Origin of the sequence: Streptomyces sp. ERV7 (assembly GCF_001653515.1) — a bacterium.
GTDB lineage: Bacteria > Actinomycetota > Actinomycetes > Streptomycetales > Streptomycetaceae > Streptomyces.
Genome location: NZ_LYOY01000001.1, coordinates 460761 through 479390 on the forward strand (window position 1 = coordinate 460761; position 18630 = coordinate 479390).

Sequence of the window (18630 nt, forward strand, 5' to 3'; positions counted from 1 at the left end):
GAGCGCCACCCATGCACGTCACCCGTCAGCGTCCCGCCAGTGCGCGGGGCCCGGCCGAGCACTTCACCGGAACGGTCTGGCTCGACGAGATCGCCACGCCGCCGTCCCCGTCCCGGCTGCGGATGTTCAGCGTCCACTTCACTCCGGGCGCCCACACCGCCTGGCACCGCCACCCGCACGGCCAGGTCCTGCACGTGACCGAGGGCGAGGGTCTGGTGCAGCGCCGAGGCGGTCCCGTCGAGCCGATCCGGGCGGGCGACACCGTCTGGATCGAGCCGGACGAATGGCACTGGCACGGCGCCGGGCCGCACACGTTCATGACCCATCTCGCGGTCGTCGAAGCCGCCCAGGACGGCACCTCGGTCGACTGGGACCGCCATGTCGCCGCCGACGCCTACCCGTCGTCCACACCCTGATACTTCCTGAGGAGTACGCCGTGCACGCCCTGCAGTACGAGATCACCCTGCCCGCCGACTACGACATGGACATCATCCGCACCCGGGTCGCCACCCGCGGCCATCTCCTCGACGCCTTCCCGGGCCTGGGCCTCAAGGCGTATCTGATCCGCGAGCGCGGCGCCGGCTCACCGGTGAACGCCTATGCGCCCTTCTACCTCTGGAACACCCCCGAGGGCATGAACGCCTTCCTGTGGGGCGCGGGCTTCCAGGGCATCGTCGACGACTTCGGCCGCCCGGAGGTCCAGCACTGGATGGGCCTCTCGTACGAGGAAGGACCGGCGGCCGGGGCCGCGCCCCTCTCCGCGACGCGCGAGCGCCTCGTGGTGCCGGACGGGATACGCCCTGCCGAGTACGTGGCCGAGCAGCTGGGGCGGGCGACCGCGCCGGGGACGGTGGCGAGCGCGCTGGCGGTCGACCCCCGCCGCTGGGAGCTGCTGCGCTTCACGCTCTGGGAGCAGGAGGCCCCGCAGGCGCCCGGCGACCGGTTCCAGGTGCTGCATCTGTCGGCACCGGAGCGCGGCGAGCTGACCCGGGGACGGCACTGGTGAGCGCCGTCGTCCGTACCGTGGACGGCGATGTGCCCGCCGACCGGCTCGGCGTGGTGGACGCGCACGACCACCTCTTCATCCGCAGCCCGCTGCTGCCGGGCCAGGAGCTCCACGACCTCGACGACGCGGCCGCCCGGCTCGCCGCCTTCCGCGAGCTCGGCGGCGGCACGGTGGTGCAGTGGACGCCGTACGGAATGGGCCGCCGGGCGGACCGACTCGCCGCGCTGTCACGGCAGTCGGGTGTCCACATCGTGGCCGCCACCGGCATGCACCAGGCGGTCCACTACGCGCCCGAGCTGCTCGACTCCGTACGCGACTGCCTCGCCGAGCTGTTCGTGCGCGAGATCACCGAGGGCGTGGCGGACGGCGGTGGGGTGCGGGCCGGGCTGATCAAGGTCGCCGGCGGGTTCCACGGGCTCGACGCGCACGCCCGGCTCACCATGCGCGCCGCCGCCGAGGCCCATCACCGCACGGGCGCGGCGATCGCGGTGCACCTGGAGCTCGGGACGGGGGCCCTGGACGTACTCGACCTGCTGTGCGGCGAGTCGGGAGTGGCGCCGGACCGGGTGATCCTCGGCCACCTCAACCGCTCCCCCGACTTCGCCGTCCACCGGCAGGCCGCCGCCGCGGGCGCCTATCTGGGCTTCGACGGGCCGTCCCGGGCCAACCACGCCACGGACTGGCGGATGCCGGAGGCGCTCAAGGAGCTCGCCGACGCGGGGTTCGCGGACCGGCTGCTGCTCGGCGGGGACACGGTGACCCCGGACACACCGGGCATGCCGTATCTGCTGCGCGGAGTGCGCCCCCGGCTCGAACTCGCCCTGGGCGAGGAGCTGGTGGGGCGGATCCTGGTGGGGAATCCGGCGGCGGCGTTCGCGCTGCGGAACTAGGACCCGACCGGATCCGGCCGGGCGCCCGTCACCCCAGCGCGCCCAGCGGGTCGTCGAGGACCGGCTGCCACGCCAACTCCGCCGCGCCCACCAGGCTGTTGTGGTCGAGCGAGCACGCCAGGATCGGCATCCCACCGCTGCGTCCCCACAGGCTGCGGTCGGCCACGACGGCGCGGAGCCGGTCCGGGTCCGCCTCCAGGAGGGCCTTGTGCAGCCCGCCGAGGATGATCCGGTCGGGGTTGAGGATGTTGACGAGCCCGGCGAGCCCCAGGCCCAGCCGGTCGACGAGCTCCTCCGCGGCCCCGCGCACCGACACGTCCTCGTACTCCGTGCGCAGCAGCTCGCGGGACTGCTCCAGGAGCGAGACCTCGGGACCGGGGTCGCGGCCCGCCGCCACCAGGAAGGCGAGCGGGTCGGTCTCGACGTCGAGGCAGCCGCGGCCGCCGCAGTAGCAGGGGCGGCCCTCGGGGTTGACGGTGAGGTGGCCGACCTCCAGGGCGAGGCCCGAACTCCCGGTGTGCAGACGGCCGTCGAGGACGAGGGCGCCGCCGACGCCCCGGTGCCCGGTGGCCACACAGAGCAGGTGCTGCGCGCCGCGCCCGGCGCCGTGGCGGTGCTCGGCGAGGGCGGCGAGGTTGACGTCGTTGCCGGTGAAGGCCGGGCCCTCGATGCCCGCGGCCCGTACCTGCTCGGCGAAGATCTCGCGCACCGGCGCACCCGCCGGCCAGGCCAGGTGCAGCGGGTTCAGCGCGGTGCCGTCCGGCTCGGCGACGGCCGACGGCACGGCCAGGCCGGCGCCGACGCAGCGCAGCCCGCTGCCGCGCAGGAGTTCGGCGCCCGCCTCGACGACCTCGCCGAGCACCTGCGCCGGGTCGGCGGAGACGGTGACGCAGCCGGGCGCGGTGGCGACCGTACGGCCGCCGAGACCGACCAGCGCGGCGCGGAATCCGTCGGCGTGCACCTGGGCGGCGAGGGCGACGGGGCCCGAGTCGTTGACGGCGAGGCGGTGCGAGGGACGGCCCTGGGAACCGGCGGCGGCGCCGGGGCGGGAGTCGACCTGGATGAGGCCGAGCGCTTCGAGTTCGGCGGCGACCGCTCCGGCCGTGGCCCGGGTGACGCCCAGCTCGGCGGTGAGGACGGCGCGGGTGGGGGCGCGGCCCGTGTGGACCAGTTCGAGCGCGGGGCCGAGTGCCCCACGGCCCCTGTCCAGCCTCGTCTTGGTGTGCGTCGCCTTGCCGTTCATGGGGGCGAGTCTCCCATGATCCAGGACGGAGGCATTCCCTCCGGCGGCGGCCCCCGTTCACTCGCCGCTCACCCGCCGGTCCTCGCGCGGGCCGACCGGTGAGGGGGTAACGGGTTGTCCGCAGGGGTCGGGGACCCCTATCCTGAGTTTGTGCCGCTACTAAACAAAGTACGGACGGCCCTTCCGGCAGGATCCGGCGCGCACACCTCCGCGCCCTCCCTGCTCCGCCTCCGCACCGCCCTGACCGTGTTCTTCGCCCTCGACGGATTCCTCTTCGCCGGCTGGGTGGTCCGCATCCCGGCCATCAAGCAGCAGACCGGCGCCTCGGCCGGTGACCTCGGCCTCGCCCTGCTCGGCGTCTCGGCGGGCGCCGTGGTGACGATGGTGTTCACCGGCCGGCTCTGCCGGCGCTTCGGCAGCCACCCCGTGACCGTGGCCTGCGCCGCCCTGATGGCGCTGGCCATCGCCCTGCCGCCGCAGGCGCATTCGGCGCTCTCGCTGGGAGCGGTGCTGCTGCTCTTCGGCGCCGCGTACGGCGGGATCAACGTGGCCATGAACAGCGCCGCCGTCGATCTGGTCGCCGCCCTGCGGCGCCCGGTGATGCCCAGCTTCCACGCCGCGTTCAGCCTCGGCGGAATGCTCGGCGCAGGCGTCGGCGCGCTGGTCGCGGGCAGTCTCTCCCCCACCGCGCACCTGCTCGCCCTGACCGGGTTCGGCCTCCTGGTGACCGCCCTCGCGGCGCCGGCCCTGCTCCGCCATCCCGCCCCGACGCACCGGGCCACCCCGCACGCGCAGGGGCGGCGGCTCGACGGCCGGGCCCGGCGGCTTGTGCTCCTGTTCGGCGTGATCGCGCTGTGCACGGCGTACGGCGAGGGCGCCATGGCCGACTGGGGCGCGCTCCACCTGGAGCAGGACCTCGACGCGGCGCCCGGTGTCGCGGCCATCGGCTACTCCCTGTTCGCCCTGGCCATGACGGCCGGCCGGCTCAGCGGCACCTTCCTGCTCGAACGCCTGGGCCAGACCCGCGCCCTGGTCGCGGGCGGCACGACGGCCACGGCCGGGATGCTGCTCGGCGCGCTCGCCCCGACGGTGTGGCTCGCGCTCGCCGGGTTCGCGGTGATGGGCCTGGGGCTGGCCAACATCTTCCCGGTCGCGGTGGCCCGCGCGGGCGCGCTGGCCGGACCCGGCGGGGTCGCCGCCGCCTCCACGCTCGGCTACGGCGGCATGCTCCTCGGCCCGCCCGCGATCGGCTTCCTGGCCCAGTGGTCCTCCCTGCCCGTCGCCCTGACGACGGTGGCCGCGCTCTCGGCCGCGGCCGCCCTGATCGCGTACGGCTCGCGGCACGCGACGGCGGGGGCCTAACCCCGGGGGTGGCCCTACGCGCGCGTGACCGCGGCGCTGAGCCCGATCTACTCCGCCACCACCGGCTCGTGGCCCTACGCGCGCGTGACCGCGGCACGGACAAGATCACCGCCCCCGCCGCACCCCTGGCAGAATTCCGGCATGGACACCGCTGAACTCATCAACGCCCTCGACCGCGAGGGCCGGTTGCTGGCCGATGCCGCCGGCGCGGCGGGCCCCGGCACCCCCGTGCCGACCTGCCCCGACTGGCGGGTACGGGATCTGCTGCGGCACACCGGGACGGTGCACCGCTGGGCGACCGCCTACATCACCGAGGGCCACACCGCGTTCCACCCCAGCGGCGAGGAGCCCGACCTCGACGGCGACGAGTTGCTCGACTGGTTCCGCGAGGGCCACCGCGCGCTCGTCGACGCGCTGAGCGGGGCGCCCAAGGACCTGGAGTGCTGGCAGTTCATGCCCGCGCCCTCGCCGCTGGCGTTCTGGGCCCGCCGTCAGGCGCACGAGACGGCGATCCACCGGGTGGACGCGGAGTCGGCCCGGGGCGGCGAACCCACCGCGCCGGAGCCGGAGTTCGCCGTCGACGGCATCGACGAGCTGCTCCGCGCCTTCCACGGCCGGGAGAAGAGCCGGGTGCGGACGTCGACGCCGCGCACCCTTCGGGTACGGGCGACGGACACGGACGCGGTGTGGACCGTGCATCTGTCGGACGGGACGCCGCGCACGGTCCGGGACGACGACGGCCCCGCCGACTGCGAGCTGAGCGGCTCCGCGCACGAGCTGTATCTGACGCTGTGGAACCGGCGGCCGCTCTCGTCCGTGACCCTCGCGGGCGACGCCTCGCTCGCCGCGCTGTGGCGGGAGAACTCGGCCATCACCTGGGGATAGGACCTCTTCGCACGGGGTCACGGCAGGTGCGGCCGTGGCCCCGTCGCCGTACGGGAGACGTCACGAGCGACGTTACGCGGGCCGGTCCGCCAGCATCCGGGCGAGCACCGCGCGCTGCAGCGGTCGCACCTCGGCATGGCGCGCCCGGCCGGTGTCCGTGATCATGACCCGGACGCCGCGCCGGTCCTCGCTGCACATCCCACGGGTGACCAGGCCCTCCTTCTCCAGCCTGCCGATCAGGCGGGAGAGCGCGCTCTGGCTCAGATGGACGCGCGAGCCCAGCTCCTGGACGCGGTACGCCGTACCGCCGTCCTCCGCACAGCCCTCCACGAGCACGTCGAGCACCTCGAAGTCGCTCGCTCCGATGCCGTACTGATGCAGCTCGCGATCGAGCTCGCACGTCGTGCGCGCATGCACCGCGAGGATGCCGCGCCACTCGTCCACGAGCATGCGCTCGGACTTCTTGGCCGCCATGACCGCACGTTAGCAGAGATAACGCCCTTTGTTGCACGGTAATTAAATGCACTTGCACTCGATGCATGTGCATGTAGTCTGCTCCGCATGACCTCTCCGCTCAACGTCCAGTCCGCCCAGGAGCGTTGGAGCCCGCGACTGTGGGGCACCCTGCTGGTGCTGTGCGCCGCGATGTTCCTGGACGCGCTCGACGTCTCCATGGTCGGCGTCGCGCTGCCCTCGATCGCGACCGATCTGCACCTCACCACCTCGACGCTCCAGTGGATCGTCAGCGGCTACATCCTCGGCTACGGCGGTCTGCTTCTCCTCGGCGGCCGCGCGGCCGACCTGCTCGGCCGGCGCCAGGTGTTCCTCATCGCGCTCGCCGTCTTCGCCCTGGCCTCGCTGCTCGGCGGGCTCGTCGACTCCGGGCCGCTGCTGATCGCCAGCCGCTTCATCAAGGGCCTCAGCGCCGCGTTCACCGCGCCGGCCGGCCTCTCGATCATCACCACGACCTTCAAGGAGGGGCCGCAGCGCAACCGCGCCCTCTCCATCTACACCACCTGCGCCGCCACCGGCTTCTCCATGGGCCTGGTGCTCTCCGGTCTGCTCACCGAGCTGAGCTGGCGCTGGACCATGCTGCTCCCGGCGCCGGTCGCCGTGATCGCCCTGATCGCCGGCCTCAAGCTGATCCCGCACAGCGACCGCGGCGAGGGCAAGCGCCACTACGACATACCCGGCGCCATCACCGGCACCGGCTCGATGCTGCTCCTCGTCTACACCGTCGTCCAGGCACCCGAGGTCGGCTGGGCCTCCGCCCGTACGCTGCTGTCCTTCCTCGCCGTCGCCATCCTGCTCACCGCGTTCGTGACCATCGAGCAGCGCACCGCGAGCCCGCTCGTCCGGCTCGGCGTGCTGCGCTCGGGCACCCAGGTCCGCACCCAGCTGGGCGCCGCCGCCTTCTTCGGCTCGTACGTCGGCTTCCAGTTCATGGTCACCCAGTACATGCAGTCGGTGCTCGAATGGACCGCGCTCCAGACCGCGCTGGCGTTCCTGCCCGCCGGTGTGCTCGTCGCCCTCTCCTCGACCATGATCGGTTCGGTCGTCGACCGCTTCGGCACCCCGCGCATCCTCGCCATCGGCTTCGCGGCCCTGGTCCTGGCGTACGCCCTGTTCCTGCGCATCAGCCTCACCCCGCAGTACGCGGAGGTCATCCTGCCCTCGATGCTGCTGCTCGGCGCGGCCTGCGCGCTCGTCTTCCCCTCGCTCAACATCCAGGCCACCAGCGGTGTCGACGACAGCGAGCAGGGCATGGTCTCGGGTCTGCTCAACACCTCGATCCAGGTGGGCGGCGCGATCTTCCTGGCCGTGGTGACGGCCGTGATCACCGCGGGCGACCGGGGCGACTCGCCGCAGGACCTGCTCGACAGTTTCCGGCCGGGTCTGATCGTGGTGACGGGCATCGCGCTCGCCGGTCTCCTCATCACCCTGACCGGACTGCGCACCAAGACCGACCGGCAGACGCTGGTCGTCGCGGGTTCGGCCCAGGACGCGGCCGCCGCACAGGAGCCCGCGAAGGTCGCCGTCCGCGACTGACGCCACCACGGGGGAGGGTGCGGCCGACGGGTGCTTCTTGCCCGTCGGCCGCATCTGCGCGGAGACTGCTCCCATGAGCAACCGGAGCCAGGGCGAACGCGACGCCGTCACCGTCGAGATCATGTACGCCGTCGTGACCGCCTCGCTGGCCGCCCTGCTCGCCTTCGGCGCGGTCGCCGGACCCGTCTTCCTCTTCGAACTGCGCCATCCCGCCCGGGGGTTGCTGCTGCTCGCCGGGGCGGCTGCCGCCGTACTCGCGTTCGTCGGCAGGACCGTACACGTCCTGTGGCGCTTCTCGTACGCGGGCGACGCCCGCCGTCAGCCGAGCCAGCCGGGCCGCACCAGGCCCGACTCATAGGCCAGCACCACCAGTTGGGCCCGGTCGCGGGCGCCGAGCTTGACCATGGTGCGGCTGACATGGGTCTTGGCGGTGAGCGGGCTCACGACCAGGCGGCGCGCGATCTCCCCGTTGGAGAGCCCGATCCCGACCAGGGCCATCACCTCCCGCTCCCGCTCGGTCAGTCCGCCCAGGCTCTCGGCCGTGGCCGGTTCCTTGGAGCGGGCGGCGAACTCGGCGATCAGCCGGCGGGTCACTCCGGGCGAGAGCAGCGCGTCCCCGTCCACCACGGCCCGAACGGCCCGCAGCAGTTCCTCCGGCTCGGTGTCCTTGACCAGGAACCCGGAGGCTCCGGCACGGATCGCCTCGAAGACGTACTCGTCGAGCTCGAAGGTGGTCAGCATCACCACCTTCACCCCGTCCAGCTCCCCGTCGCCGGTGATCCGCCGGGTGGCGGCGAGCCCGTCGAGGCGGGGCATACGGATGTCCATCAGGACGACGTCCGGCCGCAGTTCGCCCACCAGACGCACCGCCTCCTCGCCGTCGGCGGCCTCGCCCGCGACCTCGATGTCCGGCTGGGCGGTGAGCAGCGCCCGGAAACCGGCCCGCACGAGGGACTGGTCGTCGGCGAGCAGTACGCGGATCACGATGTCTCCCTCGATGCGGCGGGTGCGGTGCGGGCGGGGGCGGCCTGGGCGAGCGCCCGCTCGGCAGCCTCGCCCACGGCGTCGTAGGCGTCCACGATCAGCGCGGTGAGCAGGTCGTCGCGGCTCGGGAAGTAGCGGTAGAGGGCGGAGGAGACCATGCCGAGCTCGCGGGCGACGGCGCGCAGCGACAGCTTCGAGGCGCCTTCGGCGGCGAGCTGTCTTCTCGCCTCGTCCTTGATGGCGGCGGTGATCTCGGTACGCGCGCGGGCTCGGGCCCCCTGGACGGTGCTCATAAGGCCATTCTGCCATCACCGAGAGCGGCGACCCGAAACGAGAGCACTGATCCAGCCAGCGAGTCCTGTCCACATTCGAGAGCACTGCTCTTGATTTGGAGCACCAGTTGCGTGCACACTGCTCTCAAGCGAGAGCAGTGCTCTCGGAAGCACAGTTCAAGTCCGAGCCAGGGAGTCCCGATGTCATCGACGCCGTCGCAGCCGCAGCCGTACTACTTCAAGGCCGGCCGCTTCACCACCCGGATGAACAGCGCCATCGGCTGGCTCGCCCGCCACGGTCTGAGCCTGGCCGGCACCGCCGAGCTGTCGGTCCGGGGCCGCAAGAGCGGCCGGCCGCAGCGGGTACCGGTCAACCCGCACTCGTACGAAGGCGCCCAGTACCTCATCTCGGCGCGTGGGCACTCCCAGTGGGTGCGCAATATGCGGGCTGCGGGCGGCGGCGAGCTGCGGGTGGGCCGCAAGGTCCGCGCCTTCACGGCCGTGGAGGTGTCGGACAGCGAGAAGACCGCCGTCCTGCGCACCTACCTGGAGCGCTGGGGGTGGGAGGTGAACCAGTACTTCCAGGGCGTCACCGCGAAGTCGAGCGACGACGAGCTGCTCGCCGCCGCGCCCGACCACCCGGTCTTCCGCATCACCGTCGACGCGTGAGCCGGGCCCGGCCTCCCGGGCCCGCCTCCGCCTCCGGTGCTCCCGAGCTACGGGGTCCGGCCCCGCGCCCTAGGAGCTGCGGCGGTCCACCGCGTCCAGGACGCGCCGCGCCATCGGGTGTGTACGCACCATTCCGGCCAGGGTCGTCGAGCCCCGGGTGATGTCCGCGAACGCCTTCCAGGCCGGGCGGAAGCCGGTGATCGCGGCGTGCAGCATCGTGGGGCGCTTCTCGAAGAGCGTCAGCATCCGGCGGCCGACGCCCATCTCGACGCCGAGGCCCGCCTTGATGGCGAAGGCGTAGTTGAGCGCCTGGCGGCGGGCGTCCACGGCGTCCTGGGACTCCGCGATCCGCACCGCCCACTCACCCGCGAGCCGTCCCGAGCGCAGCGCGAACGAGATGCCCTCCCGGGTCCAGGGCTCAAGGAGCCCCGCCGCGTCCCCGCACACCAGGACCCGGCCGCGCGAGAGCGGCGAGTCGTCGCTGCGGCACCGGGTCAGATGCCCCGACGAGATCGCGGGCTCGAAACCGGCCAGGCCGAGCCGTGCGATGAAGTCCTCCAGATACCGCTTGGTCCCGGCGCCCTCGCCGCGGGCCGAGATCACGCCGACCGTGAGCGTGTCGCCCTTGGGGAAGACCCAGCCGTAACTCCCGGGAATCGGCCCCCAGTCGATGAGCACCCGGCCCGCCCAGTCCTCGGCCACCGTCGCCGGAACCGGGATCTCCGCCTCCAGTCCGAGGTCCACCTGGTCGAGCTTGACGCCGACATGGGCCCCTATCCGGCTCGCGCTGCCGTCCGCCCCGACGACCGCGCGCGCCAGGACCGTCTCGCCGCCGGCCAGCACGACCGCCACCGTACGCCGGTCGGGCACGGCCGAGCCGTGCTGCTCGACGCGCTGGACGGTCACTCCGGTGCGCAGCTCGGCGCCCGCCTTCTGGGCCGTCTCGACCAGCGCGGCGTCGAACTCCGACCGGTTGATCAGGCCGAAGAGCATCTGCCGGGAACGGCGGGTGCGCGTCAGCCTCCCGTTGAGGGAGAAGGTGACCGCGTTCACCCGCTCTTTGAGGGGCAGTTCGAACCCGGGCGGCAGGGCGTCCCTCGACGGTCCGATGATGCCGCCGCCGCACGTCTTGTAGCGGGGCAGCTCCGCCTTCTCCAGGAGGAGCACCCGCCGGCCCGCGACCGCCGCCGCGTAGGCCGCCGAGGCCCCGGCGGGTCCGGCGCCGACCACGACTACATCCCACACGGACGAGTCCTGCGGCTCGTCGTGCTGCGTCCCGGCATCTGCGTTCTCGCTGCTCACGATGTGCTTCTGCTCCTGATCCGACCCGTGGTCAAGCTGATGACGGCATCCTACGGCGCGGTAGCGCCCGTCCACCCTGTGGGAGGATCGGGCCTACCGTCGTCTTACATTCACGTGTACTCGCGTACACGTACTTCAACGTCGCACCCACGAGGAGCGTGCCCATGACCGCGAATCCGATCGCCGAGACCGTCGCCTCACTGATGCCCCGCGCGCAGGCGGAGCTCACCGAACTGGTGGCGTTCCAATCGGTGGCGGACGAGGCGGTGGCGCCGAGGAGCGAGTGCGAGGCGGCCGCGGCGTGGGTGGCCGGGGCGCTGAGCGCCGAGGGCTTCCGGGACGTGGCGCTGCTCGACACCCCGGACGGCTCCCAGTCGGTCTACGGCTTCCTGCCCGGCCCGGCGGACGCGCCCACCGTGCTGCTGTACGCGCACTACGACGTCCAGCCGATGCTGGACGAGTCCGCGTGGCTGAGCCCGCCGTTCGAGCTGACCGAGCGCGACGGCCGCTGGTACGGACGCGGGGCCGCCGACTGCAAGGGCGGCTTCATCATGCACCTCCTCGCGCTGCGCGCCCTCAAGGCGAACGGCGGCGTCCCGGTCTCCGTGAAGGTGATCGTCGAGGGCTCCGAGGAGCAGGGCACCGGCGGCTTGGAGCGGTACGCCGAGGCGCACCCCGAGCTGCTGACGGCCGACGCGATCGTCATCGGCGACACCGGCAACTTCCGGGTCGGGCTGCCGACGGTCACCGCGACCCTGCGCGGCATGACGATGATCCGGGTGCGGATCGACACGCTCGAAGGCAACCTGCACTCGGGCCAGTTCGGCGGTGCCGCGCCCGACGCGCTGGCCGCGCTCATCCGCGTACTGGACTCGCTGCGGGACGAGAGCGGGCAGACGGTCGTCGAGGGGCTGGCCGCCGACTCCGCGTGGGAGGGGCTGCAGTACCCGGAGGGCGAGTTCCGCAAGGACGCCAAGGTCCTGGACGGGGTGGCGCTGCCCGGTACGGGCACGGTGGCCGACCGCATCTGGGCGCGTCCGGCCGTCACCGTGATCGGGATCGACTGCCACCCGGTGGCGGGCGCCACCCCGTCCATCCCGGCGAGCGCGCGGGCGCAGATCAGCCTGCGGGTGCCGCCGGGCGTGGACGCGGCCGAGGCCACCAAGCTGCTGTACGCGCACATCGAGAAGAACGTGCCGTGGAACGCCCGGGTCTCCTTCGAGCAGGTCGGCCAGGGCCAGGCGTTCCGTGCGGACATCACGAGCCCGGCGTACACCTCGATGGCCGAGGCGATGCGGATCGCGTACCCGGGCGAGGAGATGCAGTCCTCCGGCATGGGCGGCTCGATCCCGCTCTGCAACACCCTGGCCGCGCTCTACCCGCAGGCCGAGATCCTGCTGATCGGTCTGAGCGAGCCGGAGGCGCAGATCCACGCGGTGAACGAGAGCGTCTCGCCGCAGGAGCTGGAGCGGCTCTCGGTCGCGGAGGCGCACTTCCTGGTGAACTACGCGCGCTCCAAGCAGGCCTGATGAAACGTCACGCCCTCCTTCCCGAGGGCGTGACGCTCTGGGCGGAATCGCGCTGAGCGTAGATCCGTGCGGCGGACCCCGGCGCCGCCGTACGTTCGCCGCATGGATCTCGTACGGGTCACTCCCGAACTGCACATGTTCCGCTTCCCGATCGGCCAGGCGTATCTGTGGCGCGACGGGGACGAGTTGACGCTGGTGGACGCGGGCGACGTCAACGCCGCGGCGCCCATGGAGAAGGCGATACGGGACCTCGGCCTCGACCCGGCCGCCCTCCGCCGGATCGTGGTGACCCACGGCCACCGCGACCACTACGGCGCGGCCGGGGAGCTGGCCGCCCGGTACGGCGCCGAGGTGGTCGCCCACCGGCTGGACGCACCGGTGATCCGGGGTGAGCGGCCGGTACCGGAGCCGGATCTGCTGGAATGGGAACTTCCGCTGTACGAGCACGCGTTGACGGTGCCGGAGGCACCCCCGACGCGGGTCGACCGCGAGGTCGAGGACGGCGAGGTGCTCGACTTCGGCGGCGGCGCGGTGGTGGTGCACTCCCCCGGTCACACCGACGGCTCGATCGGCGTCCATCTGCCGCGCCACGGCGTGCTCTTCACCGGCGACTGCGTGGCCGGGGTCGGCCAGGTGATGCTCGGCGTCTTCAACGTGGACCGGGCCCGCGCGCAGGCCTCCTTCCGCCGTCTCGCCGCACTCGCCCCGTCGGTGGCGTGCTTCGGGCACGGGGACCCGCTGACACGGGACGCGGCGAGGGTGCTGCGGGAGACGGCGGAACAGGACTGACGGGCGGCGGCCTCAGCCCACCGGCACCCCCGCCTCCAGGTTGAGCACCGTCGACTTCTCCCGGGCCCGCAGCGCCCAGCGCAGCCGTTCGTAGCGGGCGGGCGGCAGCAGCCGGGACGCCTCCTCCTCGCCGACGAACCGCCAGTCGCGCAGTTCGGAGCCCGGCAGCAGGACCTGCCCGGCGCCGGGGGAGGCGGCGGCGCGGTCCTGCTTGCCGGTCGCGCCGGGGCTCGCGGCTCCGGGCCCGCCGCCGTCCCACGCGCCGCCCGTGCCGTCCTGGGCGCCGGAGGCCGACGGGCTCGCGCCGGACGCCGAGCCGACGGCCTGCTGCCGGGTGCCGTCGTCGTCCCCGTCGCCGATCAGGGTGTACGTGACACCGGCGCCCGCGAGGACGACGGCCGCGACACCCGCCGCCACCAGGCCCCGCGCGCGCCCGCGTCCCCGGGCGGGCTCCGGCGCGGGCTGCTGGGTGACCACCGGGCCGAAGCCCTGCGGCCGGTGCGGCAGCACGTCCCGTACGGTCGCCTCGCGCGGCGCGACCGGCTGCGGAGCGCGAGCGGGCGTCCGTACGGGCGGGGCGTCCATCGCGTGGGTGAGGCCCGGGTCCCGGCCGTCGGCCACCGCCGCCAGCATCCGGGCCGCCGAGTCCGCGTCGGGGCGGTGGGCCGGGTCCTTGTGCATCAGCTCGCGCAGTACCGGCGCGAGCGGCCCCGCCCGCACCGGCTCGGGCAGCGGCTCGGCCACGATCGCGGAGAGCGTCGACCAGGTGGAGGTGCGGCGGAAGGGCGAGGAGCCCTCCACCGCCGCGTACAGCGTGGCGCCGAGCGCCCAGACGTCGGAGGCGGGGCCGGGGTCCTGGCCCTGGGCGCGCTCGGGCGCCAGATAGTCCAGGGAGCCGACCAGCTCGCCGCTGCGGGTCAGATGGGTGGCCGAGCCGTCGCCCGGGTCGTCCATGGCGGCGATGCCGAAGTCGGTGAGCACCACCCGGCCACCGTTTTCGAGCAGGATGTTGCCGGGCTTCACGTCCCGGTGCAGCACGCCCGCGCGGTGGGCGGCGGCGAGCGCCTCCAGGACCCGGGCGCCGATCGCGGCCGCCTCGCGCGGATCCAGGCCGCCCCGCTCGGCCAGCACCCCGTCGAGCGAGGGCCCCTCGACGAGCTCCATCACGATGACCGGGCGGCCCTCGTGCTCGGTGACGTCGTGGACGGCGACCACTCCGGGGTGGCGCACGCGCGCGGCGGCGCGGGCCTCGCGCTGCATACGCAGCCGAAGATCGCCCAGTTCGGGCCCGGACATGTCCGAGTACGTCCGCAGTTCCTTGACCGCTACCTCGCGGCCGAGCACCTCGTCGACGGCGCGCCAGACGACGCCCATGCCGCCCCGGCCCAGTTGCCCGATCAGCCGGTAGCGGCCCGCAAGCCGGTCGTTCTCCCCCGAAGACACCGCTGCCCCGTTCCCTGTGGTGATGGTGGTCGCGTCCAGGGTAAGGGGCGGCGGTGACAGCTCCCGCTGGCTACGGGGCGGTGACGGTGAGGGCGGCCCGGCGCGGGGACGCGAAGCCGTCGAGGTCGGCGCGGCTCAGCCCGGTCAGCCGGGTGACCTCCTCGGTGTCGAGGGCGCCGCAGTCCAGACCGCGCAGCAGGAAGCCGCTGAGCGCCTTGGCGGTGGCGGGCTCGTCCATCACGTCCCCGCCGGCCTTGGCCACATACGCCGCCAGGCGCGCCGCGGCCGCCTCCAGTCCCTCGCGGTAGAAGGCGTACACGGCCGCGTACCGGGTCGGCAGATGGCCCGGGTGCATGTCCCAGCCCTGGTAGTAGGCGCGGGCCAGGGCCCGGCGGGTGAGGCCGTAGTGGAGCCGCCAGGCCTCGTGGACATGGGCGGTGGAGCCGACGGGCAGCACATTGGTGGAGCCGTCGGAGACCCGCACCCCGGTGCCCGCGGCGGCGACCTGCATCACGGCCTTGGCGTGGTCGGCGGCGGGGTGGTCGCTGGCCTGGTAGGCCGCGGAGACGCCCACGCACGCGCTGTAGTCGAAGGTGCCGTAGTGCAGACCGGTCGCGCGGCCCTCGGCGGCGTCGATCATGCGGGCCACGGCGGCGGTGCCGTCGGCGGCCAGGATCGACTGGCTGGTCTCGATCTGGATCTCGAAGCCGAGCCGCCCGGCGGGCAGCGAGTGGGCCTTCTCGAACGCCTCCAGGAGCCGTACGAAGGCGGAGACCTGCTCGGGGTAGGTCACCTTCGGCAGGGTCAGGACGAGTCCGTCGGGCAGGCCGCCGTGCTCCATCAGACCGGTGAGGAAGACGTCGGTGGTGCGGATGCCGCGGTCGCGTACCGCCGCCTCCATGCACTTCATACGGATGCCCATGTACGGGGCCGCGGTGCCGTCGCGAAAGGCCTCGGCGACCAGTCGGGCGGCGCGGGCGGCGGCCGCGTCCTCCTCGGCGTCCGGGCGCGGGCCGTAGCCGTCCTCGAAGTCCACGCGCAGGTCCTCCACCGGCTCGCGCTCCAGCTTGGCGCGCACCCGCTCGTACACGGGCGCGGCCAGCTCGTCGGAGATGCCCAGGACCTGGGCGAAGGAGGCGGCGTCGGGGGCGTGCTCGTCGAGGGCGGCCAGCGCCTGGTCGCCCCAGGAGCGCAGGGTGGCGGCGTCGAAGAGGTCACCGGGTACGTAGACGGTGTGCACGGGCTGGCGGGTGCCGGGGTCTCCCGGGTAGCGGCGGGCGAGCTCCTCGTCCACGGCCACCAGCGAGGCGCTGATCTCCTCGCTGACCGCGCCCGCGAGGCTCGTCGCCACCTTCTCCTGCTGACCCATCCTGCACCCTCCGCACGTTCAGTTTCCACTGACTGTTTTCCACTGGCCGGAATCATCGATCCGCATAGCAGAATTTAGTTATGGGCTCCGCTCGCGTCAATGGTTGCCCGAAACGGCCGGGGGCCGCGCGGTGAAGATCACCACGCGGCCCCCGGGACGGTACGAACGAGCAGGTCAGCCCTTGCGCGTCTGAACCTCTTCGGTCAGCTGCGGTACGACGTCGAACAGGTCGCCCACCACGCCGTAGTCGACCAGGTCGAAGATCGGCGCCTCGGCGTCCTTGTTGATCGCGACGATCGTCTTCGAGGTCTGCATACCGGCGCGGTGCTGGATCGCGCCGGAGATGCCGGACGCGATGTACAGCTGCGGCGAGACCGACTTGCCGGTCTGGCCGACCTGGTTGGAGTGCGGGTACCAGCCGGCGTCGACGGCGGCGCGGGAGGCGCCGACGGCGGCACCGAGCGAGTCGGCCAGCGCCTCGATGATGGCGAAGTTCTCGGCGCCGTTGACGCCGCGGCCGCCGGAGACCACGATCGCGGCCTCGGTCAGCTCGGGGCGGCCGGTCGACTCGCGCGGGGTGCGGGAGACGACCTTGGTGCCGGTGGCCTGCGCGGAGAAGGTGACCGCGAGGGCCTCGACGGCGCCCGCGGCCGGGGCGGCCTCCACGGCGGCCGAGTTCGGCTTGACCGTGATGACCGGAGTGCCCTTGGAGACACGGGACTTGGTGGTGAAGGAGGCGGCGAACGCGGACTGCGTCGCGACCGGACCCTCGTCACCGGCCTCCAGGTCGACGGCGTCGGTGATGATGCCGGAGCCGATGCGGACCGCGAGGCGGGCCGCGATCTCCTTGCCCTCGGCGGAGGAGGGGACGAGCACGGCGGCCGGGGAGACGGCCTCGTACGCGGCCTGGAGCGCGTCCACCTTCGGCACGACGAGGTAGTCGGCGAACTCCGGGGCGTCGGCGGTCAGGACGCGGGTGGCGCCGTGCTCGGCGAGGGCCGGGGCGGTGGCCTCGGCGCCGGCACCGACGGCGACCGCGACCGGCTCGCCGAGACGGCGGGCCAGCGTCAGCAGCTCCAGGGTGGGCTTGCGGACGGCACCGTCGACGTGGTCGACGTAGACGAGAACTTCAGCCATGGGACTCAATCTCCTGCGAAGTACGAAGAATCTGGGGGCGGTGGGGAGCTACGAGCTGTCGACGAGCCCTAGATGAACTTCTGGCTCGCGAGGAACTCGGCCAGCTGCTTGCCGCCCTCGCCCTCGTCCTTGACGATCGTGCCGGCGGTACGGGCCGGACGCTCGGCGGCCGAGTCGACCGCGGTCCAGGCGCCTTCGAGGCCGACCTCGTCGGCGTCGAGGTCCAGGTCGCCCAGGTCCAGCGACTCCACCGGCTTCTTCTTGGCGGCCATGATGCCCTTGAAGGACGGGTAGCGGGCCTCGCCCGACTGGTCCGTCACGGACACGACGGCCGGCAGGGACGCCTCCAGCTGCTCGGAGGCGGTGTCGCCGTCGCGGCGGCCCTTGACCACACCGCCGTCGACCGAGACCTCGGAGAGCAGGGTGACCTGCGGAACGTTCAGACGCTCGGCGAGCAGCGCCGGCAGCACGCCCATGGTGCCGTCGGTCGAGGCCATACCGCAGACGACCAGGTCGTAACCGGTCTTCTCGATGGCCTTGGCGAGCACCAGCGAGGTGCCGACGACGTCGGTGCCGTGCAGGTCGTCGTCCTCGACGTGGACGGCCTTGTCGGCACCCATGGACAGCGCCTTGCGCAGCGCGTCCTTGGCGTCCTCGGGGCCGACGGTCAGCACGGTGATCTCCGCGTCGTCCGCCTCGTCGGCGATCTGCAGTGCCTGCTCGACCGCGTACTCGTCGAGTTCCGAAAGGAGGCCGTCGACGTCGTCGCGGTCGACGGTCAGGTCATCGGCGAAGTGCCGGTCGCCGGTGGCGTCGGGCACGTACTTCACACAGACAACGATCCTCAAGCTCACGCCGGCTCTCCTACTGCATCGTCATTTCTGGGCTGCCTTGTTGCACGCAGCATAGGCGCCTGATGGGGCGGTTTCCGGTCGGGGCGACCGACGTCCCGAAGGAAATATTACTCGTCAGTACACCCACTGTGTTCCCCGTAAGCAAGCGCTTTGAACTGTGACGTTGCCAACGCTGAGTAACCGGTGGGTACGGAGACGATTCAGTCGCGCAACGCGTTGAAGCGACCTTGGTGGTAGAGCAGGGGACGGCCCGCGCCGGCGGGCTCGCCGAAGACCGCCTCGCCGACCACGATGCGGTGGTCCCCGGCCGGGATGCGCGCGACGACCCGGCACACCAGCCAGGCGAGGACGCCGTCGAGGACGGGCACGCCCTCGGGGCCCGGCTGCCAGCGGGTGGCGCCGCCGAAGCGGTCGGCGCCACTGCGGGCGAAGGTCGCGGCAAGGCCTTCCTGGTGTTCGCCGAGTATGTGGACGCCTATGTGCTCGGCCTCGGAGACGACCGGCCAGCTGGAGGAGCCGGTGCCGATACCGAAGGAGAGCAACGGGGGCTCGGCGGCGACCGAGTTGAGGGAGGTGGCGGTGAAGCCGACGGGCCGGCCGTCACGCTGCGCGGTGATCACCGCCACACCGGCGGCATGCTGGCGGAAGACCGCGCGGAACAGCTGGGGAGAGGCGGCGTGTGCGGTGCCGAGCTCGGGCGAAGCCGTCATGGAGTTGACCTTCTGCGGTGGGTGCGGTGGGGCTGGGGACTGCTCAGCAGCCCGGACAGCGCGCACTTGCGTTGCGGGCGAGGTCCACATGGACGCGCCCGAAGAGAAGGATTCTGTTCGCCACATCGTCAGATTGA

19 protein-coding genes and 1 pseudogene are annotated in these 18630 nt (G+C 72.9%); 10 read left to right on the forward strand and 10 right to left on the reverse strand.

Translation table 11 applies throughout. The annotated features are described in order from the left end of the window. Positions 1-11 precede the first annotated feature (11 nt). From A8W25_RS01990 to A8W25_RS02000, 3 genes are read left to right on the forward strand one after another with little or no spacing between them, the layout of a single operon-like run. Positions 12-416, forward strand: coding sequence for a cupin domain-containing protein (locus A8W25_RS01990; protein WP_067154739.1), 405 nt, complete (start codon positions 12-14; stop codon positions 414-416). Between the two features lie 20 nt (positions 417-436). Further along, a complete protein-coding gene (locus tag A8W25_RS01995; protein ID WP_067154742.1) occupies positions 437-1006 on the forward strand; it encodes a DUF4865 family protein in 570 nt (189 codons plus the stop codon). After that, positions 1003-1896: a phosphotriesterase family protein gene (locus A8W25_RS02000; protein ID WP_067154745.1), complete on the forward strand. Its 894-nt coding sequence runs from the start codon at positions 1003-1005 to the stop codon at positions 1894-1896. Before A8W25_RS01995 ends, A8W25_RS02000 begins: the two co-directional genes overlap by 4 nt. Before the next feature lie 28 nt (positions 1897-1924). Here the strand turns inward: A8W25_RS02000 and A8W25_RS02005 are convergent, their stop codons facing one another. Beyond that, positions 1925-3139: an ROK family protein gene (locus A8W25_RS02005; RefSeq protein ID WP_067154748.1), complete on the reverse strand. Its 1215-nt coding sequence runs from the start codon at positions 3137-3139 to the stop codon at positions 1925-1927. A 150-nt stretch (positions 3140-3289) separates the two neighbouring features. Between A8W25_RS02005 and A8W25_RS02010 the strand changes: the two genes are divergently transcribed. Both A8W25_RS02010 and A8W25_RS02015 read left to right on the forward strand, forming a co-directional pair. Further along, the gene (locus tag A8W25_RS02010) at positions 3290-4501 is read left to right on the forward strand and encodes an MFS transporter (RefSeq protein ID WP_079125754.1); all 1212 of its coding nucleotides are present in this window, start codon (positions 3290-3292) and stop codon (positions 4499-4501) included. A gap of 141 nt (positions 4502-4642) precedes the next feature. Then, entirely contained in the window at positions 4643-5386 is a 744-nt protein-coding gene (locus tag A8W25_RS02015; protein WP_067154754.1) for a maleylpyruvate isomerase family mycothiol-dependent enzyme, read from the forward strand. Between the two features lie 72 nt (positions 5387-5458). Here A8W25_RS02015 and A8W25_RS02020 read toward each other — a convergent pair whose 3' ends face one another. After that, the gene (locus A8W25_RS02020; RefSeq protein ID WP_067154757.1) at positions 5459-5860 is read right to left on the reverse strand and encodes a MarR family winged helix-turn-helix transcriptional regulator; all 402 of its coding nucleotides are present in this window, start codon (positions 5858-5860) and stop codon (positions 5459-5461) included. Positions 5861-5947: 87 nt separating this feature from the next. Here A8W25_RS02020 and A8W25_RS02025 point away from each other — a divergent pair, with 87 nt between their 5' ends. Continuing rightward, positions 5948-7435 (forward strand): MFS transporter, encoded by a 1488-nt coding sequence (locus A8W25_RS02025; protein WP_067154760.1) that lies wholly within the window; start codon positions 5948-5950, stop codon positions 7433-7435. A gap of 73 nt (positions 7436-7508) precedes the next feature. Next, complete coding sequence (locus tag A8W25_RS02030; RefSeq protein WP_067154763.1) at positions 7509-7793, forward strand: DUF6332 family protein; 285 nt, start codon at positions 7509-7511, stop codon at positions 7791-7793. Here the strand turns inward: A8W25_RS02030 and A8W25_RS02035 are convergent. Beyond that, positions 7754-8419, reverse strand: a complete 666-nt coding sequence (locus tag A8W25_RS02035; RefSeq protein WP_067154766.1) for a response regulator — start codon at positions 8417-8419, stop codon at positions 7754-7756. The genes A8W25_RS02030 and A8W25_RS02035 overlap by 40 nt on opposite strands. Positions 8420-8448: 29 nt before the next feature. Beyond that, a pseudogene (locus A8W25_RS02040) lies at positions 8449-8712 on the reverse strand (helix-turn-helix domain-containing protein); the annotation flags it as partial. 180 nt (positions 8713-8892) lie between these two features. On the opposite strand from A8W25_RS02040, the gene A8W25_RS02045 reads away from it, so the two are divergent. Then, on the forward strand, positions 8893-9360 hold the full coding sequence (locus A8W25_RS02045; protein WP_067154769.1) for a nitroreductase family deazaflavin-dependent oxidoreductase: 468 nt from the start codon (positions 8893-8895) through the stop codon (positions 9358-9360). A gap of 69 nt (positions 9361-9429) precedes the next feature. Here A8W25_RS02045 and A8W25_RS02050 read toward each other — a convergent pair whose 3' ends face one another. Continuing rightward, positions 9430-10662, reverse strand: coding sequence for a geranylgeranyl reductase family protein (locus A8W25_RS02050; RefSeq protein WP_067154772.1), 1233 nt, complete (start codon positions 10660-10662; stop codon positions 9430-9432). 164 nt (positions 10663-10826) lie between these two features. Between A8W25_RS02050 and A8W25_RS02055 the strand changes: the two genes are divergently transcribed. Both A8W25_RS02055 and A8W25_RS02060 read left to right on the forward strand, forming a co-directional pair. Then, on the forward strand, positions 10827-12191 hold the full coding sequence (locus A8W25_RS02055; RefSeq protein ID WP_067154775.1) for a dipeptidase: 1365 nt from the start codon (positions 10827-10829) through the stop codon (positions 12189-12191). A gap of 102 nt (positions 12192-12293) precedes the next feature. Continuing rightward, positions 12294-12980 (forward strand): MBL fold metallo-hydrolase, encoded by a 687-nt coding sequence (locus A8W25_RS02060; RefSeq protein WP_067154778.1) that lies wholly within the window; start codon positions 12294-12296, stop codon positions 12978-12980. Between the two features lie 12 nt (positions 12981-12992). Here the strand turns inward: A8W25_RS02060 and A8W25_RS02065 are convergent, their stop codons facing one another. The 5 genes from A8W25_RS02065 to A8W25_RS02085 form a co-directional block, all read right to left on the reverse strand. Continuing rightward, positions 12993-14423 carry a serine/threonine-protein kinase gene (locus tag A8W25_RS02065; protein WP_079125755.1) on the reverse strand — a complete coding sequence of 477 codons (1431 nt, stop codon included), beginning with the start codon at positions 14421-14423 and terminating at the stop codon, positions 12993-12995. A gap of 70 nt (positions 14424-14493) precedes the next feature. Next, positions 14494-15792, reverse strand: a complete 1299-nt coding sequence (locus tag A8W25_RS02070; protein ID WP_067154781.1) for a DUF6986 family protein — start codon at positions 15790-15792, stop codon at positions 14494-14496. A gap of 174 nt (positions 15793-15966) precedes the next feature. Then, complete coding sequence (locus A8W25_RS02075) at positions 15967-16929, reverse strand: electron transfer flavoprotein subunit alpha/FixB family protein (RefSeq protein ID WP_067154784.1); 963 nt, start codon at positions 16927-16929, stop codon at positions 15967-15969. 68 nt (positions 16930-16997) lie between these two features. Next, complete coding sequence (locus A8W25_RS02080; RefSeq protein ID WP_067154787.1) at positions 16998-17783, reverse strand: electron transfer flavoprotein subunit beta/FixA family protein; 786 nt, start codon at positions 17781-17783, stop codon at positions 16998-17000. A 200-nt stretch (positions 17784-17983) separates the two neighbouring features. Next, positions 17984-18493, reverse strand: coding sequence for a flavin reductase family protein (locus A8W25_RS02085; protein WP_067154790.1), 510 nt, complete (start codon positions 18491-18493; stop codon positions 17984-17986). Positions 18494-18630: the final 137 nt, after the last annotated feature.

Bases quoted from the DNA above. Each gene is read 5' to 3' on its own strand.
- A8W25_RS02015 (WP_067154754.1), top strand. From the start codon at position 4,643: ATGGACACCGCTGAACTCATCAACGCCCTCGACCGCGAGGGCCGGTTG.
- A8W25_RS02030 (WP_067154763.1), top strand. From the start codon at position 7,509: ATGAGCAACCGGAGCCAGGGCGAACGCGACGCCGTCACCGTCGAGATC.
- A8W25_RS02070 (WP_067154781.1), bottom strand. From the start codon at position 15,792: ATGGGTCAGCAGGAGAAGGTGGCGACGAGCCTCGCGGGCGCGGTCAGC.
- A8W25_RS02075 (WP_067154784.1), bottom strand. From the start codon at position 16,929: ATGGCTGAAGTTCTCGTCTACGTCGACCACGTCGACGGTGCCGTCCGC.
- A8W25_RS02025 (WP_067154760.1), top strand. From the start codon at position 5,948: ATGACCTCTCCGCTCAACGTCCAGTCCGCCCAGGAGCGTTGGAGCCCG.
- A8W25_RS02055 (WP_067154775.1), top strand. From the start codon at position 10,827: ATGACCGCGAATCCGATCGCCGAGACCGTCGCCTCACTGATGCCCCGC.
- A8W25_RS02020 (WP_067154757.1), bottom strand. From the start codon at position 5,860: ATGGCGGCCAAGAAGTCCGAGCGCATGCTCGTGGACGAGTGGCGCGGC.
- A8W25_RS02005 (WP_067154748.1), bottom strand. From the start codon at position 3,139: ATGAACGGCAAGGCGACGCACACCAAGACGAGGCTGGACAGGGGCCGT.
- A8W25_RS02045 (WP_067154769.1), top strand. From the start codon at position 8,893: ATGTCATCGACGCCGTCGCAGCCGCAGCCGTACTACTTCAAGGCCGGC.
- A8W25_RS02085 (WP_067154790.1), bottom strand. From the start codon at position 18,493: ATGACGGCTTCGCCCGAGCTCGGCACCGCACACGCCGCCTCTCCCCAG.
- A8W25_RS02060 (WP_067154778.1), top strand. From the start codon at position 12,294: ATGGATCTCGTACGGGTCACTCCCGAACTGCACATGTTCCGCTTCCCG.
- A8W25_RS01990 (WP_067154739.1), top strand. From the start codon at position 12: ATGCACGTCACCCGTCAGCGTCCCGCCAGTGCGCGGGGCCCGGCCGAG.